This window comes from Bacillus sp. FSL M7-1345 (assembly GCF_038006985.1).
GTDB classification, from domain to species: Bacteria; Bacillota; Bacilli; order Bacillales; family Bacillaceae_G; genus Bacillus_A; species Bacillus_A cereus_U.
In genome coordinates, this window is record NZ_JBBOWG010000001.1 from 1153733 (window position 1) to 1169718 (window position 15986).

Consider the following 15986-nt stretch of genomic DNA (forward strand, 5'->3'; position numbering starts at 1 on the left):
AATGAAGAAAAAGGCGACTGAAATCAGCCGCCTTTTTCTTCATTTAGAAACACTTTTATTTTATTGCGCTTGAACAGAAACGCTCTTATCTTGCTCATCAGGTTTAACAAGTGCATAACTTTCCCACGATCTACTTCTCCATCGGAAGAACATAATAATCGCCCGCGTCCATTCATCGATAGCGATCGCTAGCCAGATACCAACGAGACCCATATCTAAATGGAAGGTGAAAAAGTAACCGAGTGGTAAGCTCATTAACACCATGGAGAATGCTCCGATTAAAACAGGATATTTGGCATCTCCAGCCGCACGAAGTGAATTAATGATGACGATGTTCATCGTCCGTCCTGTTTCCAGTAGTACACTTAGTAAAAGAACGCTTGCTCCTAGAGAGATAATATGAGGATTATCCGTAAATAGTCCCATTAATTGTGTTCGGAATGTAACAACGAGAATGACCATAAATAGAGTTACACCAATCGCCCATTGTACACTTTTCCATACACGTGTGTACGCTTCATCTTTTTCATTTCCGCCAACTAGGCGTCCAACGATAATAGCTGTTCCCATACCGATAGCAATGGCGAATAAATAAGTGAACATGGAAATGTTAGTAGCGTATTGTCTTGCTGCTAATGATTCCGTACCTAAGTATGTTGCGTAATATAAGAAGACAATTTGACAAGCTTGATACATGACTTGCTCGAATGCCGATGGAATGCCGATCTTTAAAATTTTGCCAACGTATTCTTTTGATAAAGTGAAGTAATATTGTAATTTCACACGGTATTCCATAACGCGATACAGTAACCAGAAGAAAACGATAAGTGCGATTAACCGGCTGACAGCAGAAGAAATAGCAGCCCCTTGCACACCAAGTTCAGGGAAACCGAATTTCCCGAAAATAAGTACGTAGTTTCCGGCGATATGAATAATATTCATTCCAAGCGAAACAAACATCGCTTGCTTTGTAAAGCCGTGAACGCGGATAATTGCGGCTAATGAGTTAATAATAGCTTGAAGGAAAATAGCTCCTCCGACGATGGATAGATAGCTTTGTGCATACGTTAATACATCGCCTTGTAAGTTCATTGCCATCATCATATGTTTTGAGAATAAAAGAAAACCGGCGCTTATAACGAGCCCGACTCCTAAATTTAATGTTACTGCTAATGCTGATATTTTTGATGCTTCCATAAAGCGTTTAGAACCGAGGTATTGGGATACAACGATAGCTGCACCATTCCCGATGACTTCTAGTACTAAAATCGCGATATGAAGGTATTGATTCGCTGCACCAACCCCAGATACAGCATCGTCTGATAATGCACTTAACATGAAAGTATCAGCGATCCCCATCAGCATAAAAAGAAAAACTTCTAGAAAAATAGGCCATGTTAATAAGAATAAACTTAATTTCTCTGTTGGCCCGTTTTTTGAGCGAATTGCTGTCATGTCCGTCCCCTCTTTACCGATATCTATTTTTAGCAAAGTGTATCGTAACACACTTTCATATCCTTTGCACTTATTTTAGCCTACATATTTTCAATATGAATAAACCTTCATTTTATGACAAAAAAGGAAGAATAATTATACGTAAGATATTATAGGATATAAAATTTGTTTTTCTCTGATAATTTAGAAAAGTATAAAATTTGATATTTTTAACACTTTAGTCCAATAAATACGCAGTATGAAACGTTTACAAATATACTGAACGTTAACAGAAAATTTTAATAAAATAGAAATATAAATATACAAAGAATATATTTGTGTGTATAATATGAATTATTAGAACATATATATATTTCTTTCTGTTTGAAAATGAAAGGGCTAACATTTTTTTAGAGGGGTGGAAGTATGAAAAAAAAGATACCAGTTTTTGTAGCATCAACAGTAGCAATGAGCATGATTTTAGGGGCATGTGGCTACCAAAAAGATGAACCGCAAGCAAACGCAAAAGGGGATAGCGGGAAAAGCGGTGCGAAGCAAGTTATTAACTTAATTGAAACACAAGAAATTCCAACGATGGACCCAGCGTTATCAGCTGATGCAGTTTCTTCAAAAGTAATGAACAATACGATGGAAGGTCTATACCGCCTTGGGAAAGATGATAAATTAGTTCCAGGTGTAGCGAAAGAATTCCAAAAGTCAGAAGACGGTAAAAAGTATACATTTAAATTACGTGAAGATGCAAAATGGTCAAATGGTGACCCTGTAACGGCGAAAGATTTCGTGTATGCATGGCAAAGAGCGATTAATCCAGATACAGCTGCGAAATCGGCGTACATTATGTACGATATAAAAAATGCTGAGAAAATTAATAAAAAAGAGATGAGTCCAGATCAATTAGGCGTGAAAGCGATTGATGATCATACATTAGAAGTAGAATTGGATAATTCTATTCCATATCTTGTTGATTTAATGGTCTATCCGATCTTCTATCCTGTTAATGAAAAGTATGTGAAAGAGCAAGGTGTGAAGTTTGGTTTAGAAGCAAATACAACACTCTATAACGGACCATTTACATTAAGTGATTGGCAACATGAACGTAGCTTCAAAATGACAAAGAGCCCATCATATTGGGACAATAAAGAAGTGAAGCTTGAGGAAGTAAACTTTAATATTGTAAAAGATACATCTACGCCAATTAATTTATATGAAACAAACGCAGTCGATCGAGCGACGTTATTAGCAGAGTTCATCGATAAATATAAAGGAAAACCAGATTTCAAAACGGTAGAAGATACTTCTGTATTCTTCCTTCGCTTAAATCAAAAAGACCCAGCTTTAGCAAATAAAAATATTCGTAAAGCAATTTCTCTTGGTTTTGACCGTAAACCATTCGTTGATACATTATTAAATAACGGTTCTAAGCCAGCGACGGGATTAATTCCTGACAATTTCATTAAAGGACCGGATAAACAAGATTTCCGTGCTGAAAATGGAGATATTGTAAAACCAAATGTAAAAGAAGCGAAAAAGTATTGGGAAGCTGGTAAAAAAGAGCTTGGTAAAAACGAAATTGAATTAGAGTTATTAAATGAAGATGTTGAATTATCGAAGAAAACTGGTGAATATTTAAAAGGTGAGTTAGAAAAGAATTTACCAGGATTAACAGTGAAAATTAAACAACAACCATTCGCGCAAAAACTGAAATTAGAAGATGCTGGCGATTATGTAATGTCCTTCTCTGGATGGAGTGCAGACTTCCCGGATCCAGTTACATATCTTGATATGTTTGTAACTGATGGAGCGCAAAACAAAATGAAGTATTCTAATCCGAAGTACGATGAGATTATTATGAAAGCGAAAAAAGACGGAAGCGATGTAAATGCTCGCTGGAAAAACTTATTAGAAGCAGAAAAAATGTTACTTGATGATGCTGCGATTGTTCCAGTATATCAACGTGGTAGAGCATATTTACAAAGAGAAACAATTAAAGATATGTACAACCATAAGTATGGTGGCGAAGTAAGCTTCAAATGGGCATCAGTAGAGAAATAACAAAAAAAGCAGGTGACTACCTGCTTTTTTTAGTACGTACGTTTTTTATAAATGCCTTTTCCGCCAACTTGGTTCCAGCCAGATTGTACATCTAAACTTTTGTTAACAAACTTCATTTTTTCTTTCCCACCAAAGAGTTTTTCACCGATGCTATTTGTAATGACACCAATCAATGCTGTTATTCCGATGATGAGGGTAGCAACAATGATAAAATCAGTAAAAAAAGCGATCATATGCACATTCCCCCTTTGCCTGTCTTTATTTTTATTGTATGAGATAAATGGTAAAAAAGAAAGAAATGTCAGAAAAATATTCGATTTACTTTAGAAAGCATATAGACATGAGCGGGGAGATTTGTTAAAATAAGAACAAGTGTTCCTTTTGTTTCTAATCTTTAGAGTCTTACATTTCTCAATTGTTTTGTCGGGAAAAGGTAAGAAAACGTTCTCTTTTTAATGGGGAAGAGTATGAAACTGTAATTGTATATCAAGTGAAAATTATTGTAGAAAGCAAGTATCAAAAGGGTTGAAGGCCGTTGTTAAAGGACAGTTTTTATGAGTGTAATCATGTTACATAGCAGTGGAGTACACGGAGGATTTTTCTCAACTAGCAGTAAATTCACTGTATATTTCTTGCAAAAACTATTGTATAATGATTATAGAAGTTACTTATTAAAAGTAATTGTTGTTGCTTACATGAATTGCGATTTTTTACTTTGCTATAAGACAAGTTATCGCGAAAAATTGCGGAAGTTAGAAATTTAAACTGTAATTAGTACAGAATTTGTACTCTTTAAGGAGAGTGAGCTTTGTATGGTAACATTATATAGTTCTCCAAGCTGTACGTCTTGTAGAAAGGCGAAATTATGGCTAGAGGAAAATCATATTCCTTATACAGAACGTAATATTTTCTCAGATCCATTAACGATTGATGAGATTAAAGAGATTTTACGTATGACAGAAAGCGGAACGGATGAGATTATTTCTACTCGTTCAAAAGTTTTCCAAGAATTGAATGTGAACTTAGAGTCTTTACCACTTCAAGATTTATATAAGATGATTCGTGACTATCCAGGTATTTTACGTCGTCCAATTATGATTGACGAAAAACGCCTTCAAGTAGGTTACAACGAAGACGAAATCCGTCGTTTCTTACCACGTACAGTAAGAACGTTCCAATTACGTGAAGCACAGCGTCTTGTAAATTAATTATAATAATATGAAAACCTTCTACCTATTATAGAGTAGAAGGTTTTTTTTTACTGTTTAACATTACGTAATCGCACTTGTTGAACGATAAAGCCTATGCATAAAATCGTGAAAATGAACAAATAAGGGATACTTGCGGTAAAACTAGGATTATGATGAAAAAACGTTGCAAGTCTGTCTTCATGTGTAATCATTTTTCCTGCTGTATAGGCGAGAACTGCTGCTCCGCAATAAATGAGAAATGGAAAGCGTTCCATGAGTATTAAAATAAGTTTGCTTCCCCAAATGATAATCGGGATAGAAATGAATAAACCGATAATTACGAGTGAAAGTCTTCCGTGAGCTGCTCCTGCAATGGCAATAACATTGTCAAACCCCATAACGAGATCCGCGAATACAATTGTACGCACAGCTTGAAATAAAGTTGTTTTTCCTTTGATAGAAGAAAGATCGTTGTTATTATCAGTGAGTAAATTTACCGCAATTAATGTGAGTAAGATTCCGCCGATGAGTTGTAAAAATGGGATATCAAGTAAATAGACAGCTAGTATTGTGAGGAGAATTCGTAGCACAATTGCTAAAATAGTACCAATCAAAATGGCTTTATTTCGTTTTGCTTCAGGTAAATTTCGGCTAGCTAGTGCGATGACAATTGCGTTATCGCCACCTAGTACAACATCGATACCGACAATCATTAGTACAGATGTTAAAAACTCTAAGTCCATTCGTCTGCCTCCATTTATGATGTTTTAATAAGCGAAATATATGTATGTGGTGAAGAAAGTTTGTCTAGTTTTGATCCCGCGCCCCCCGGGGACAAAATAATCACCTATAATAGAAGTTTCACTTTATTACAGTGTACGGGGGAATATGGGAATGTATGTCCAAATTTTTTGTGAACAGTGAATTGGTATAATGGTATATTTATCCCGATTAGTGCGAGCTAATAATCAGTGGAGGATGAAAAAAATGCTGATTAATGTTTCACTTTATGTAAACGGTCGAATACAGATAGGTATATAACTATTTTTGTAAAATAAATCGATTTTATTTCCATTCTGGAGAATCTTATCATAAAATGAGAGTACAAGAATCTATTGTTTTGTCATATGAGTGGGGAATCCCTTCATAATAATTCTGAGCAGGAAGGGAGAGTTGTATTTTGGATATTGAAAGAATTAATGACCATACGATGAAATTTTTTATTACGTACATTGATATAGAGGACAGAGGGTTTAACCGTGAAGAAATTTGGTATGATCGCGAACGAAGTGAAGAGCTCTTTTGGGAGATGATGGACGAAGCTCGTGATCATGATGATTTCTTTGTCGATGGACCGTTATGGATTCAAGTGCAAGCAGTCGATAAGGGGATTGAAGTACTTGTAACGAAAGCGGAGCTTTCAAAGGATGGACAAAAGCTGGAACTACCAATAGGTGTGGATAAAATTATAGACATTCCTCTAGATGAAGGCATCGAATCATTATTCCAGCAAGAATTAGTGGAAGAGGTAGAAGAACAAGTAGGAACAAACTTTAATGAAGATGGTACGTTTGGCTTTTTAATTAAGTTTAATGATTTTGAAGATGTCATTTCATTAAGTCATCGTCTTATCTTTGAAGATATAAAAGATGAATTGCATTCATTTGAGGACCGCTATTATGTATATGTGGAATTTGATGAAGTGCTACATGATGAAGAAGAGATTGATCGTATTTTAAGTATTGTTTTAGAATATGGAGAAGAATCTACTTTAACGATTCACCGTGTAAGTGAGTATGGGAAACAGGTTGTGAAAGAGCGTGCGCTTGAGACAATTCGCAACAATTTCCCTCCTAAAATGTAGGCCGATTTCTATAGTATGAAATCGGCTTTTTTTATGAAGAATAGGAAGGCTTTCTTATTTAGGGGGTAAGAGATGAAAAATACACTAAAACTACTTTTCTTTTTTCTACTACTGTTCGCATTATTTGTTTCATTACGCATGTTTATTGATGTAGCATTTTATTCGGATGTCATGGGGATAAAGGATGTTTCGATTTTAGGTATTATTAGTATTTTATTTACGGTTTCCGCATTTTTAATTGGATGTGTTATTTTCTTAGAAAACCGCCATCCGTCAAAAACACTTACGTGGTTAATCGTACTAGGTATTTTTCCAGTGTTCGGTTTCTTTGCTTATCTTTTATTTGGACAAAACTTTCGCAGAAAAAGAATGTTCCAAAAGAAGGCATTACTCGATGAACAGGCGTTTTTACAATATAAGGGACACGAAGATTACGAAGAACGGATTTTACGAAATCATAAGCATCAAGAATTGTTATTTCGTTTAGCAGATCGACTCGGTGCTTTAAATATTTCATTTCAAACTGAAACGAGGACATTAACAAATGGAGACGAAACGTTTCAGGCAATTTTAGATGGGTTAAATCGAGCGAAACACCACATTCATATGGAGTATTACATTGTGCGTGATGACAAGCTCGGTACAGAAATTAAAGATATTTTAATAAAAAAATCAAAAGAAGGCGTTGTCGTTCGTTTTTTATACGACGCGGTTGGAAGCTTTAAATTATCAAATTCGTATATTGAAGAATTGAATGATGCAGGAGTAGAAATGATTCCATTTTTCCCTGTGCGTTTTCCGATTTTAAACGATAAAATTAATTATCGAAACCACCGAAAAATCGTTATTATAGATGGAAATGAAGGGTTTGTAGGTGGATTAAATATTGGTGATGAGTATTTAGGGAAGGATAAATATTTCGGTTTTTGGCGAGACACGCATTTATATTTACGCGGTGAAGCAGTTCAAAGTTTACAGCTGATTTTCCTTCAAGACTGGTTTTATATGACTGGTGAGGCGGTATTAGCACCTGAATATTTACAAGCGGAAGCAGTTGAGGGTGATCATTGGGGCGGCGTCCAACTTGTTGGAGGTGGACCAGATAATAAATGGGAAACAATTAAACATTTATATTTTGCAATGATTGCTTCAGCTAGGAAATCGATTTGGATTGCAACACCATACTTTATTCCAGATGATGATATTTTATCTGCATTAAAAGTAGCTGCACTTGCTGGTATTGATGTTCGCTTGTTAATGCCAAGTAAGCCGGATAAGCGCACTGTCTTTTATGCATCAAGATCGTACTTTCCGGAGTTATTAGATGCAGGAGTAAAAATATATGAATATGAAAAAGGTTTTCTTCATAGTAAAGTCGTTATCGTGGATTCTGATCTCGCATCAATTGGGACAGCTAATATGGATATGAGAAGTTTTCATTTAAACTTTGAAGTAAATGCCTTTTTATATGATACAGATAGCATTCGAAAGCTCGTTCAAGATTTTAAAGAAGATTTAGAAGAATCAAGTGAAATTCATGTTGACCGATTTCATAAGAGACGTCTTCATAGGCGGATTGTTGAATCGACGTATCGGTTATTATCACCCTTATTATAGAAAGAGATGTCCTAATTTAGGACATCTCTTTTTTTGAAAGGAATTTGTAGTAAATTGTAGAATACAAGGAGTTGAAAGGGTGTGATTGTGATGTTTATTGCAAGGAGAGAAAACGGAGAAAAAATTCATCTATTATATAATCGGGATGAAGAGCGTTTACGCGAAATGCGTAAACGAGAAAAATTCTTTTGTACAGCTTGTGGAAAAGAAGTGCAAATGAAATTAGGAAAACAGAAGAGCTGGCATTTTGCTCATAAGAAAGTGGATTCATGTCTTACCTTTTATGAAGCAGAATCTATGTATCATATGCACGGTAAAGAATTGTTATATAGGTGGTTAAAACGTCAAGATTTTCATGTAGATATAGAACATTATCTACCAGTAATCAAGCAACGGCCAGATATTTACGTAGAGAGAGCGGATAGAAAAATTGCGATTGAATATCAATGTGCAAATCTCTCCGTAGAGCAGCTTTATAAGCGAACATATTCGTATTGGCAAGCTAGTATACAAGTCATCTGGATAATCGGTGGAAATCAGTTGAAAAAGCAATCCGCCTATTGGATGACATTCTCCTCCCTTATGGCGTTCTCCTTACAACCTTATCCTCAGCCATTTCTTATTTTCTTTTGTCCGAAACAAAAATCATTTATGAAATGCGCGTTTATCACTCCGTTTTCTACAAATGTTTCTTTCTCACATACTATTTATTTACCAACCGATACGACTACTATTGACATGCTCTTTTCTCCCGTTCCTTTCCGGAAAGAGTTATTAGGACAAGAATGGAAGAGAAAAAAGAACCATTTTCGGCAAAACGCTCTATCCATCTGGAATTATAATCATAAGTCACTACTTCGCCTCTTATATCAATATAAATGTACTCCAGCGAGTTTTCCTTCTGAAATCGGTGTTCCGCTCCCATCCTCATTTGCTTTTCAAACAAATCCATTTATATGGCAAGCTTCTCTTTATATGAAGTGTATAGGTATGCTTAAGGTAGGGGAGTATATTTCTCTGCAATACGTATGTAACTATGTAGCAAAGTATACGAAGAGGCGTCTACTTCCGTATTTTGCACAACATATATGGAAGGTAGCAGTTGCGGAGTATATGACATTTTTATGTTATGTAGGTGTATTAATAAAAATAGGTATTAATAAGTATCGGAAAATAAGAGATATTGTATTGGTAAAAACAGAGGAAGAAATTATGAAATATGATGAAATTTGCTTAGCGCATGCACTATCTCTATTTGAGACAAAGTACAACATGAGAGAGGGAAAAGGGGATATAATAAAGACTGATCGTGAAGGAATTACATAAGAAAAATCGAATTGTACTTAAGTAGAGATATTATAAGGAGGGCTTAAAGAATGGCTGAAAAAAATACAGTAAAATCATTACCAAATCGCAATGAGATTGAAGAAGCAAACACATGGCGATTAGAAGATATTTTCCAAACAGATGCAGAATGGGAAAAAGAATTCCAAGCTATTAAAGAGCTATTGCCAAAGTTAACTGAATTTAAAGGGAAGCTTGGCGACTCTGCAGACAATTTGCTTGAGGCATTGCAATATGAAGATGAAATTTCAATGCGATTAGGTAAGCTATATACATATGCACATATGCGTTACGATCAAGATACAACAAACTCTGTGTATCAAGCATTAAATGATCGCGCAACAAATTTATACTCACAAGTATCTAGTAGCACAGCTTATATCGTACCTGAAATTTTATCTATTTCAGAAGATACATTGCAAACTTTCTTACAAGAAAATCGAGAACTAAGTGTATATGAGCATGCATTAGAAGAAATTACACGTCAACGCCCGCACGTATTATCTGAGGCAGAAGAAGCGTTATTAGCAGAAGCATCTGAAGTGATGAGTGCATCAAGTAATACATTCGGTATGTTGAATAATGCGGATTTGAAATTCCCATCTATTAAAGGTGAGGATGGAGAAGAGGTAGAAATAACACATGGTCGTTACATTCAATTTTTAGAAAGTGATGATCGTCGTGTACGCGAAGATGCATTCAAAACTGTACATGAAACATACGGGAAATATAAGAACACATTTGCAAGTACGCTAAGCGGGGCTGTGAAACGTAATAATTTCAATGCGCGCGTTCGTAAATACGATTCTGCACGTCAAGCTGCATTAAGTAATAATAATATTCCTGAGGCGGTGTATGATCAACTTATTGAATCGGTAAATGATAATTTACACTTACTACATCGATACATTGATATTCGTAAGCGTGCTCTAGGTCTTGATGAGCTTCATATGTACGATTTATATACACCACTTGTACCAGAAGTGAAAATGAATGTGAAGTATGAAGAAGCGCAAGAAATGTTATTGAAATCTTTAAATGTACTTGGTGATGAATATGTTGAAATTTTAAAAGAAGCATATGAAAATCGCTGGGTAGATGTATATGAGAATAAAGGAAAACGAAGCGGAGCATATTCATCTGGTGCATACGGAACAAATCCGTATATTTTAATGAACTGGCATGATAATGTAAATAATTTATTTACACTTGCTCATGAGTTTGGTCATTCAGTGCATAGTTACTATACAAGGAAGACACAACCGCACGTATATGGTGATTATTCAATCTTCGTTGCAGAAGTAGCTTCAACTTGTAATGAAGCGCTTCTAAATGATTACTTATTGAAGACGACAGAAGATAAGAAAGAGCGTCTATATTTATTAAATCACTATTTAGAAGGATTCCGTGGTACTGTATTCCGTCAAACAATGTTTGCAGAGTTCGAGCATATCATTCATAAAAAAGTACAAGAAGGACATGCTGTTACGCCAGATATGTTAACGGAGATTTACTACGATTTAAATAAGAAATATTTCGGGGACGCTTTAGTAATTGATAAAGAAATCGGTTTAGAATGGTCTCGTATTCCGCACTTCTATTACAACTATTACGTATATCAATACGCAACAGGATTTAGTGCAGCGACAGCTTTGTCAAAACAAATTTTAGAAGAGGGACAACCAGCAGTAGAACGTTACATTAACGAATTCTTAAAAGCTGGAAGCTCTGATTACCCAATTGAAGTGTTGAAAAAAGCAGGAGTAGATATGGCATCGCCAGAACCTGTAAAAGAAGCATTACAAGTATTTGAAGAGAAGTTAAATGAATTAGAAGCACTATTGTTTGAAGAGAAATAATGAGAAAAGACGAGGGATTTTATCCTCGTCTTTTTTGTTTGGAACATTTTCTCAAAAGTATACCGTGTCGATATTTGTCGAATAATTAAGGTGATTTTCTTTACTTTTTCTACATTAGAAGGAATTTTTACGACTTATTTTTGTAGTTAAAATCCTTTAAATCGTTTTCTATAGTTAAAATAAGAGACAGCGATGACGATAACTCCGAATAAAAGAGGGAAGGCAATAATTTTAGGAAAAGCTTGTAATAGAGAGAGGATATACAAGAAAAAAGAAACAATAACACATAGAAAGATAAGAAATATATGAGACTTTTTCATAAGGAAACCTCCTAAATTGCTTTTTTTATAGCTTATTCAAGAATGAAAACGTTTAGAATGTGACAAAAGTGTGAAATTCGACAAAAGGGGTTGTCATCTGACGTCGAATCTTGTAATATAATAAGCGTGAACGAATTCACATACAAACATATACCCCTTTGTTTGAACGTGAAAATTTCTCCCATCCCCTTTAATATTTTTATAAGCCGTAAAGAAGAAGACCTGGTGTTTACACCAGGTCTTTTTCTTTTGCTATCCATTTCCAATAACGCTCGCACTTCACTTCAATCATTTGTACTTTTCGTTTTAGTTGTAATTTCTTTAGTTCACGCTCTATCTCTTGTTGAGGACAGTCATATATAAATGAGATTTCCTTTGAAGAAATAAATTGTGTTGCTTCTAGTAATACTTCTAAAGGAGGTAATGGCTCTGGCTCAATCTCGCATTTTACAAGTTCTTTTAATAGCTGTACGTATACATCATAGGAATAAATTCCCGCGATTTTAATACCTTCCTCATCTGAATTTGCATGGAAAAATAGGAGGGAAGGTATTTCTGTAATATGCATCTCATTTGTGAATTTTAGGTCGCATTGGAAAGCTTTTTTTGCGCTAACTGAGTGTAGGTCTTTTTTAAATTCCTCTACATCAATGCCACTATCTTTAGCGCATGTCAGCAATAATTCACAGTCAGGGTTTGATACATTTTCAAGAAGAATGTATTCTTGGAGTTTTCGCAAAAATTTCGAACCTGCTTTTCGGCCTTGCAACTCCGCCGCCTTAATTGCCATCGAAACTAAATATGGTGTTGACGATGCCTCTTGCATATGTACTTTTCCATCACATGAAAACCCTTGTAAACTTGTTGTTTTTTCCCACACAAATCGAATATTAGCAGGTTTATTCCATTTGTGTGAGGAAGCGTTTGCTCCGTCCACTTTTCCTGTTACGATATGACGAATAGAGAAGTATTTCCCATACTCAAGCCATAGTTTAATAATAAATGGCTCGATATCCCAGCAATCTTTACAAAGTGGATCAATAAATAAATATGCTTCTACAGATTTATGCTCGCATGTGGAAGGAGAAGGCATATTTATATGCTTTGCTTCCTGCTTATCCATTACACTTCACCTGTTTCATTTGGAGTATTGACCATATGTTGAGCAGTTAATGCTAAACGTTCAAAAACAAACTCTCTTATATGACCGTGCACTCCTGTATCATCCATTGCTTGCTCCATACATGATAGCCAAGCTTCTGCACGTTTTGGAGTAATCTCAAACGGAAGATGGCGTGCTCTTAGCATAGGATGACCATGTTCTTCAGTGTATAAATTAGGACCACCTAAATATTGTGTTAAAAATTGTTTCTGCTTCCTAGCAGTTTCTGTTAAATCATCCGGGAAGATCGGAGATAAGTCAGGGTGTTCACTGACATAGGAATAAAATGTATCCACTAATGTTGCAATGCATTGTTCACCGCCAATTGCTTCAAATGGTGTCATCGGTTGCTTGCTCATCCTTTATAAACTCCTTTTTCCATGAAATGTATATCTATTGTAGCAATGGAATGTTATGAAGGGCAACTAAACAGCCTTCATAACATTCTTTGCTTATTCTATATGTTGCTAATAAATCTGCACTTTCCAAAAAGGTGAAACATGGCCACCAGTAAATCACTTCTGCACTGATGGAAATTTTACTTTAGCGCTCTTCGTTTTGTTTGGCAAGGAAAAAGCGTTTTACTTTGTTGTTTGTATGACGAACTGGTACGTTATGTTGCTGTAATAACCTTATAAATGCTGCTTTACCGGTCTTTTCATCTTGCACTTCGTATTCAATTTCATAATCATCGTGATTGTAATAGAAACTATGATCAAAGACAAGCGTTCCGCCTTCAAATAATGTTTCAGCTCTTTCTGTTGTTAAACTACCCATATAAGTTAAAGAGGAAACGGGAATTTGTAATTTGTGTAGCTGATCCATTACAGTTCCTTGAATGAGTGCGTTTGTTTCCATCATAAGTTTTGCTTCTTTTTCTGTTACAGACTGATGAGTTTCTAATAAACCAATTTCAGCAGGTTGTTTTAATGTTAATGTATAAGTTCCATCTTTATGACGAATACGAAGTGCAGAGCCTGCATCTTTTAAAGAGAAGTGAGGTGTTTCAAAGTAGTGATTCACTTGTTTTGTAAATGCTTCAATAGAAAAAGATTTGCATAATGTTTGGAATTCTTCCTCTGTAACCATATTTTTAAATTCAATTTCAATTTCTTGTGTCATTTTATGCGCTCCTTTTGAAAAATAATTCTTTCCACATTATCGCTTTTTCGCAAATTTGGTTCAATGTTTTATTTGTTTGCGTCCATGTTATGATACAATAATACTGTTAAGTAAGACAGGAAGTTGAGATGGAGGAGTTTGAGCATGCAAAATAAAATTCAAGTTAAGAGCGTAGAAATGAGAGAGAATGCGCTTATTTTTTGTGCGGAAAATACTGAAATAGAGGTAAAGGAGTTAAGTGCGCGTAATCACGTACTTGTAGACTCAGACAATTTATCATTTTTATATATCTTAGAAAATGAATCATCTTTCATTTATGTAAGTATTCCGCATACATGCTGGGAAGCAATGCATGAAGCGATGAATAAAGATACAGCGATGTTTATTCGCGTGAATGATGTTGAAATAGAATTAGAGGGATTAAAAGAAGAAGTAGAATATTTAGTTGAAAATATTGAAGGTAATGCAAATTACGGAGAAGAACTAGTAACTGCTGTAGAAAAAGTGTTTCTATAAGTAAATGGATTGATTTTGGTGGTGGTTGAAATGAATCGTAATTGGGAAGAATTTTTAGCGCCTTATCACCAAGCGGTGGCGGAGCTGAAAGTGAAACTAAAAGGAATGCGTACTCAATTTGCAATGTTAACGGAGCATTCTCCAATTGAGTTTGTAACAGGAAGGGTAAAGTCGGTTGCAAGTATTATTGATAAAGCGGAGAAGAGAAGTGTACCGCTAGACCGAATTAGAGAAGATATGCAGGACATCGCGGGCCTTCGAATGATGTGTCAATTTGTTGATGAGATTAAGCCTGTTGTAGAATATCTTCGAAAACGAAATGATTTTGAAATTGTGGAAGAACGTGATTATGTAACGCAAAAGAAAGATAGCGGCTATCGCTCTTACCACGTTGTCATTAGTTATCCTGTTCAAACGATACAGGGAGAAAAAAAAGTGTTAGTGGAAATTCAAATTCGCACGTTAGCAATGAATTTTTGGGCAACGATTGAGCATTCTTTAAATTACAAATATAGTGGACGTTTTCCTGAAGATATTAAAATACGCTTACAACGTGCAGCGGAAGCGGCGTTTTTATTAGATGAAGAAATGTCTTCCATTCGTCTTGAAATTCAAGAAGCGCAAAAGGTCTTTTCACGAAAGCAGGAAACGAAAGATTCTGAATCATAAACTAAAGGGTGTTGGGCGATGAAATTTACAATTATGTCAAAGGGAGATCAATCATCAGATACACTAGCAAGTACGATGAAAGAATACTTGCTAGATTTTGGGTTTACAATGGATGAAAAGGAACCTGATATTGTAATTTCTGTTGGCGGAGATGGAACGCTTTTATATGCATTCCATCGTTACTATAATCGATTAGATGAAACCGCATTTGTTGGTGTACATACAGGACATTTAGGTTTCTATGCAGATTGGTTACCAACGGAAGTAGAGAAGTTGGTGATTGCAATCGCTAAAACACCGTTCCAAGTGGTTGAATATCCACTTTTAGAAGTGATTATTCGCTATGTGAATGGTAGTAAAGAGTCGCAGTATTTGGCGATGAATGAAGCGACTGTAAAAAGTGCAGAAGGTACATTAGTAACAGAAGTGGAAATACGCGGAGAGTATTTCGAAACGTTTCGCGGAGATGGTCTTTGTATTTCTACTCCTTCAGGAAGTACCGCGTATAATAAGGCGCTTGGCGGAGCAATTATTCACCCTTCTATTGAAGCGATTCAAATTGCAGAAATGGCATCTATCAACAATCGTGTATTTCGTACGGTAGGTTCGCCGCTCGTGCTGCCGAAGCATCATACATGCGTTTTAAAGCCGGCTGCAGGAATGAACTTGCAAATTACGGTGGATCATTTGACGATGGTTCATCAAGATGTGAAATCAATTCAGTATCGCGTTGCAAACGAGAAAGTACGATTTGTTCGTTTCCGTCCGTTCCCATTCTGGAAACGTGTTCGTGACTCGTTTGTTGCAGATAAATAG

At 35.6% G+C, this 15986-nt stretch carries 17 protein-coding genes; 10 read left to right on the forward strand and 7 right to left on the reverse strand.

Features of this window, described 5'->3' with window-relative positions:
• Nucleotides 1-60 precede the first annotated feature (60 nt).
• Entirely contained in the window at nt 61-1506 is a 1446-nt protein-coding gene (locus tag MHB76_RS05980) for an MATE family efflux transporter (protein WP_002158888.1), read from the reverse strand.
• A gap of 354 nt (nt 1507-1860) precedes the next feature.
• Between MHB76_RS05980 and MHB76_RS05985 the strand changes: the two genes are divergently transcribed.
• Nucleotides 1861-3507 carry a peptide ABC transporter substrate-binding protein gene (locus tag MHB76_RS05985; protein WP_002158887.1) on the forward strand — a complete coding sequence of 549 codons (1647 nt, stop codon included), beginning with the start codon at nt 1861-1863 and terminating at the stop codon, nt 3505-3507.
• Between the two features lie 29 nt (nt 3508-3536).
• Here the strand turns inward: MHB76_RS05985 and MHB76_RS05990 are convergent, their stop codons facing one another.
• Nucleotides 3537-3740, reverse strand: coding sequence for a hypothetical protein (locus tag MHB76_RS05990; protein ID WP_000559981.1), 204 nt, complete (start codon nt 3738-3740; stop codon nt 3537-3539).
• Nucleotides 3741-4061: 321 nt separating this feature from the next.
• On the opposite strand from MHB76_RS05990, the gene MHB76_RS05995 reads away from it, so the two are divergent.
• Both MHB76_RS05995 and spx read left to right on the forward strand, forming a co-directional pair.
• Nucleotides 4062-4271 (forward strand): hypothetical protein, encoded by a 210-nt coding sequence (locus tag MHB76_RS05995; protein ID WP_078173315.1) that lies wholly within the window; start codon nt 4062-4064, stop codon nt 4269-4271.
• A gap of 48 nt (nt 4272-4319) precedes the next feature.
• Complete coding sequence (gene spx, locus MHB76_RS06000) at nt 4320-4715, forward strand: transcriptional regulator Spx (RefSeq protein ID WP_002011348.1); 396 nt, start codon at nt 4320-4322, stop codon at nt 4713-4715.
• A gap of 50 nt (nt 4716-4765) precedes the next feature.
• Here the strand turns inward: spx and MHB76_RS06005 are convergent, their stop codons facing one another.
• Nucleotides 4766-5440, reverse strand: coding sequence for a TerC family protein (locus MHB76_RS06005; RefSeq protein WP_002158886.1), 675 nt, complete (start codon nt 5438-5440; stop codon nt 4766-4768).
• A gap of 437 nt (nt 5441-5877) precedes the next feature.
• Here MHB76_RS06005 and mecA point away from each other — a divergent pair, with 437 nt between their 5' ends.
• The 4 genes from mecA to pepF all read left to right on the forward strand — a co-directional run bounded on the left by mecA (nt 5878) and on the right by pepF (nt 11381).
• Entirely contained in the window at nt 5878-6561 is a 684-nt protein-coding gene (mecA, locus tag MHB76_RS06010; protein WP_002201376.1) for an adaptor protein MecA, read from the forward strand.
• A gap of 72 nt (nt 6562-6633) precedes the next feature.
• A complete protein-coding gene (locus tag MHB76_RS06015) occupies nt 6634-8178 on the forward strand; it encodes a cardiolipin synthase (RefSeq protein ID WP_340985975.1) in 1545 nt (514 codons plus the stop codon).
• 90 nt (nt 8179-8268) lie between these two features.
• Nucleotides 8269-9504, forward strand: coding sequence for a competence protein CoiA (locus MHB76_RS06020; protein ID WP_078173363.1), 1236 nt, complete (start codon nt 8269-8271; stop codon nt 9502-9504).
• A gap of 50 nt (nt 9505-9554) precedes the next feature.
• Complete coding sequence (gene pepF, locus MHB76_RS06025; protein ID WP_002158883.1) at nt 9555-11381, forward strand: oligoendopeptidase F; 1827 nt, start codon at nt 9555-9557, stop codon at nt 11379-11381.
• 146 nt (nt 11382-11527) lie between these two features.
• On the opposite strand, the gene MHB76_RS06030 is transcribed toward pepF, so the two are convergent.
• From MHB76_RS06030 to MHB76_RS06045, 4 genes are all read right to left on the reverse strand, one after another.
• Nucleotides 11528-11701, reverse strand: coding sequence for a hypothetical protein (locus MHB76_RS06030; RefSeq protein ID WP_000748141.1), 174 nt, complete (start codon nt 11699-11701; stop codon nt 11528-11530).
• Between the two features lie 229 nt (nt 11702-11930).
• Nucleotides 11931-12824 carry a ClpXP adapter SpxH family protein gene (locus MHB76_RS06035; RefSeq protein ID WP_002158882.1) on the reverse strand — a complete coding sequence of 298 codons (894 nt, stop codon included), beginning with the start codon at nt 12822-12824 and terminating at the stop codon, nt 11931-11933.
• Entirely contained in the window at nt 12824-13222 is a 399-nt protein-coding gene (locus tag MHB76_RS06040; protein ID WP_000043388.1) for a globin domain-containing protein, read from the reverse strand. Before MHB76_RS06040 ends, MHB76_RS06035 begins: the two co-directional genes overlap by 1 nt.
• Nucleotides 13223-13406: 184 nt before the next feature.
• Nucleotides 13407-13985 (reverse strand): CYTH domain-containing protein, encoded by a 579-nt coding sequence (locus tag MHB76_RS06045; protein ID WP_340985979.1) that lies wholly within the window; start codon nt 13983-13985, stop codon nt 13407-13409.
• A gap of 144 nt (nt 13986-14129) precedes the next feature.
• Here MHB76_RS06045 and MHB76_RS06050 point away from each other — a divergent pair, with 144 nt between their 5' ends.
• Genes MHB76_RS06050 through MHB76_RS06060 form a run of 3 tightly spaced genes read left to right on the forward strand, consistent with a single transcriptional unit; the run spans nt 14130 to nt 15986 of the window.
• Nucleotides 14130-14501, forward strand: coding sequence for a UPF0738 family protein (locus MHB76_RS06050; RefSeq protein WP_002149812.1), 372 nt, complete (start codon nt 14130-14132; stop codon nt 14499-14501).
• A 30-nt stretch (nt 14502-14531) separates the two neighbouring features.
• A complete protein-coding gene (locus MHB76_RS06055; RefSeq protein ID WP_002158880.1) occupies nt 14532-15170 on the forward strand; it encodes a GTP pyrophosphokinase in 639 nt (212 codons plus the stop codon).
• Between the two features lie 18 nt (nt 15171-15188).
• Nucleotides 15189-15986, forward strand: a complete 798-nt coding sequence (locus tag MHB76_RS06060) for an NAD kinase (RefSeq protein WP_000673196.1) — start codon at nt 15189-15191, stop codon at nt 15984-15986.

What these genes read in the sequence shown, in the direction of transcription:
- MHB76_RS05985 (WP_002158887.1), top strand. Translation starts at nt 1,861, where the DNA reads ATGAAAAAAAAGATACCAGTTTTTGTAGCATCAACAGTAGCAATGAGC.
- MHB76_RS05990 (WP_000559981.1), bottom strand. Translation starts at nt 3,740, where the DNA reads ATGATCGCTTTTTTTACTGATTTTATCATTGTTGCTACCCTCATCATC.
- MHB76_RS05995 (WP_078173315.1), top strand. Translation starts at nt 4,062, where the DNA reads ATGAGTGTAATCATGTTACATAGCAGTGGAGTACACGGAGGATTTTTC.
- spx (WP_002011348.1), top strand. Translation starts at nt 4,320, where the DNA reads ATGGTAACATTATATAGTTCTCCAAGCTGTACGTCTTGTAGAAAGGCG.
- MHB76_RS06005 (WP_002158886.1), bottom strand. Translation starts at nt 5,440, where the DNA reads ATGGACTTAGAGTTTTTAACATCTGTACTAATGATTGTCGGTATCGAT.
- MHB76_RS06015 (WP_340985975.1), top strand. Translation starts at nt 6,634, where the DNA reads ATGAAAAATACACTAAAACTACTTTTCTTTTTTCTACTACTGTTCGCA.
- MHB76_RS06020 (WP_078173363.1), top strand. Translation starts at nt 8,269, where the DNA reads ATGTTTATTGCAAGGAGAGAAAACGGAGAAAAAATTCATCTATTATAT.
- pepF (WP_002158883.1), top strand. Translation starts at nt 9,555, where the DNA reads ATGGCTGAAAAAAATACAGTAAAATCATTACCAAATCGCAATGAGATT.
- MHB76_RS06030 (WP_000748141.1), bottom strand. Translation starts at nt 11,701, where the DNA reads ATGAAAAAGTCTCATATATTTCTTATCTTTCTATGTGTTATTGTTTCT.
- MHB76_RS06035 (WP_002158882.1), bottom strand. Translation starts at nt 12,824, where the DNA reads ATGGATAAGCAGGAAGCAAAGCATATAAATATGCCTTCTCCTTCCACA.
- MHB76_RS06040 (WP_000043388.1), bottom strand. Translation starts at nt 13,222, where the DNA reads ATGAGCAAGCAACCGATGACACCATTTGAAGCAATTGGCGGTGAACAA.
- MHB76_RS06045 (WP_340985979.1), bottom strand. Translation starts at nt 13,985, where the DNA reads ATGACACAAGAAATTGAAATTGAATTTAAAAATATGGTTACAGAGGAA.
- MHB76_RS06050 (WP_002149812.1), top strand. Translation starts at nt 14,130, where the DNA reads ATGCAAAATAAAATTCAAGTTAAGAGCGTAGAAATGAGAGAGAATGCG.
- MHB76_RS06055 (WP_002158880.1), top strand. Translation starts at nt 14,532, where the DNA reads ATGAATCGTAATTGGGAAGAATTTTTAGCGCCTTATCACCAAGCGGTG.
- MHB76_RS06060 (WP_000673196.1), top strand. Translation starts at nt 15,189, where the DNA reads ATGAAATTTACAATTATGTCAAAGGGAGATCAATCATCAGATACACTA.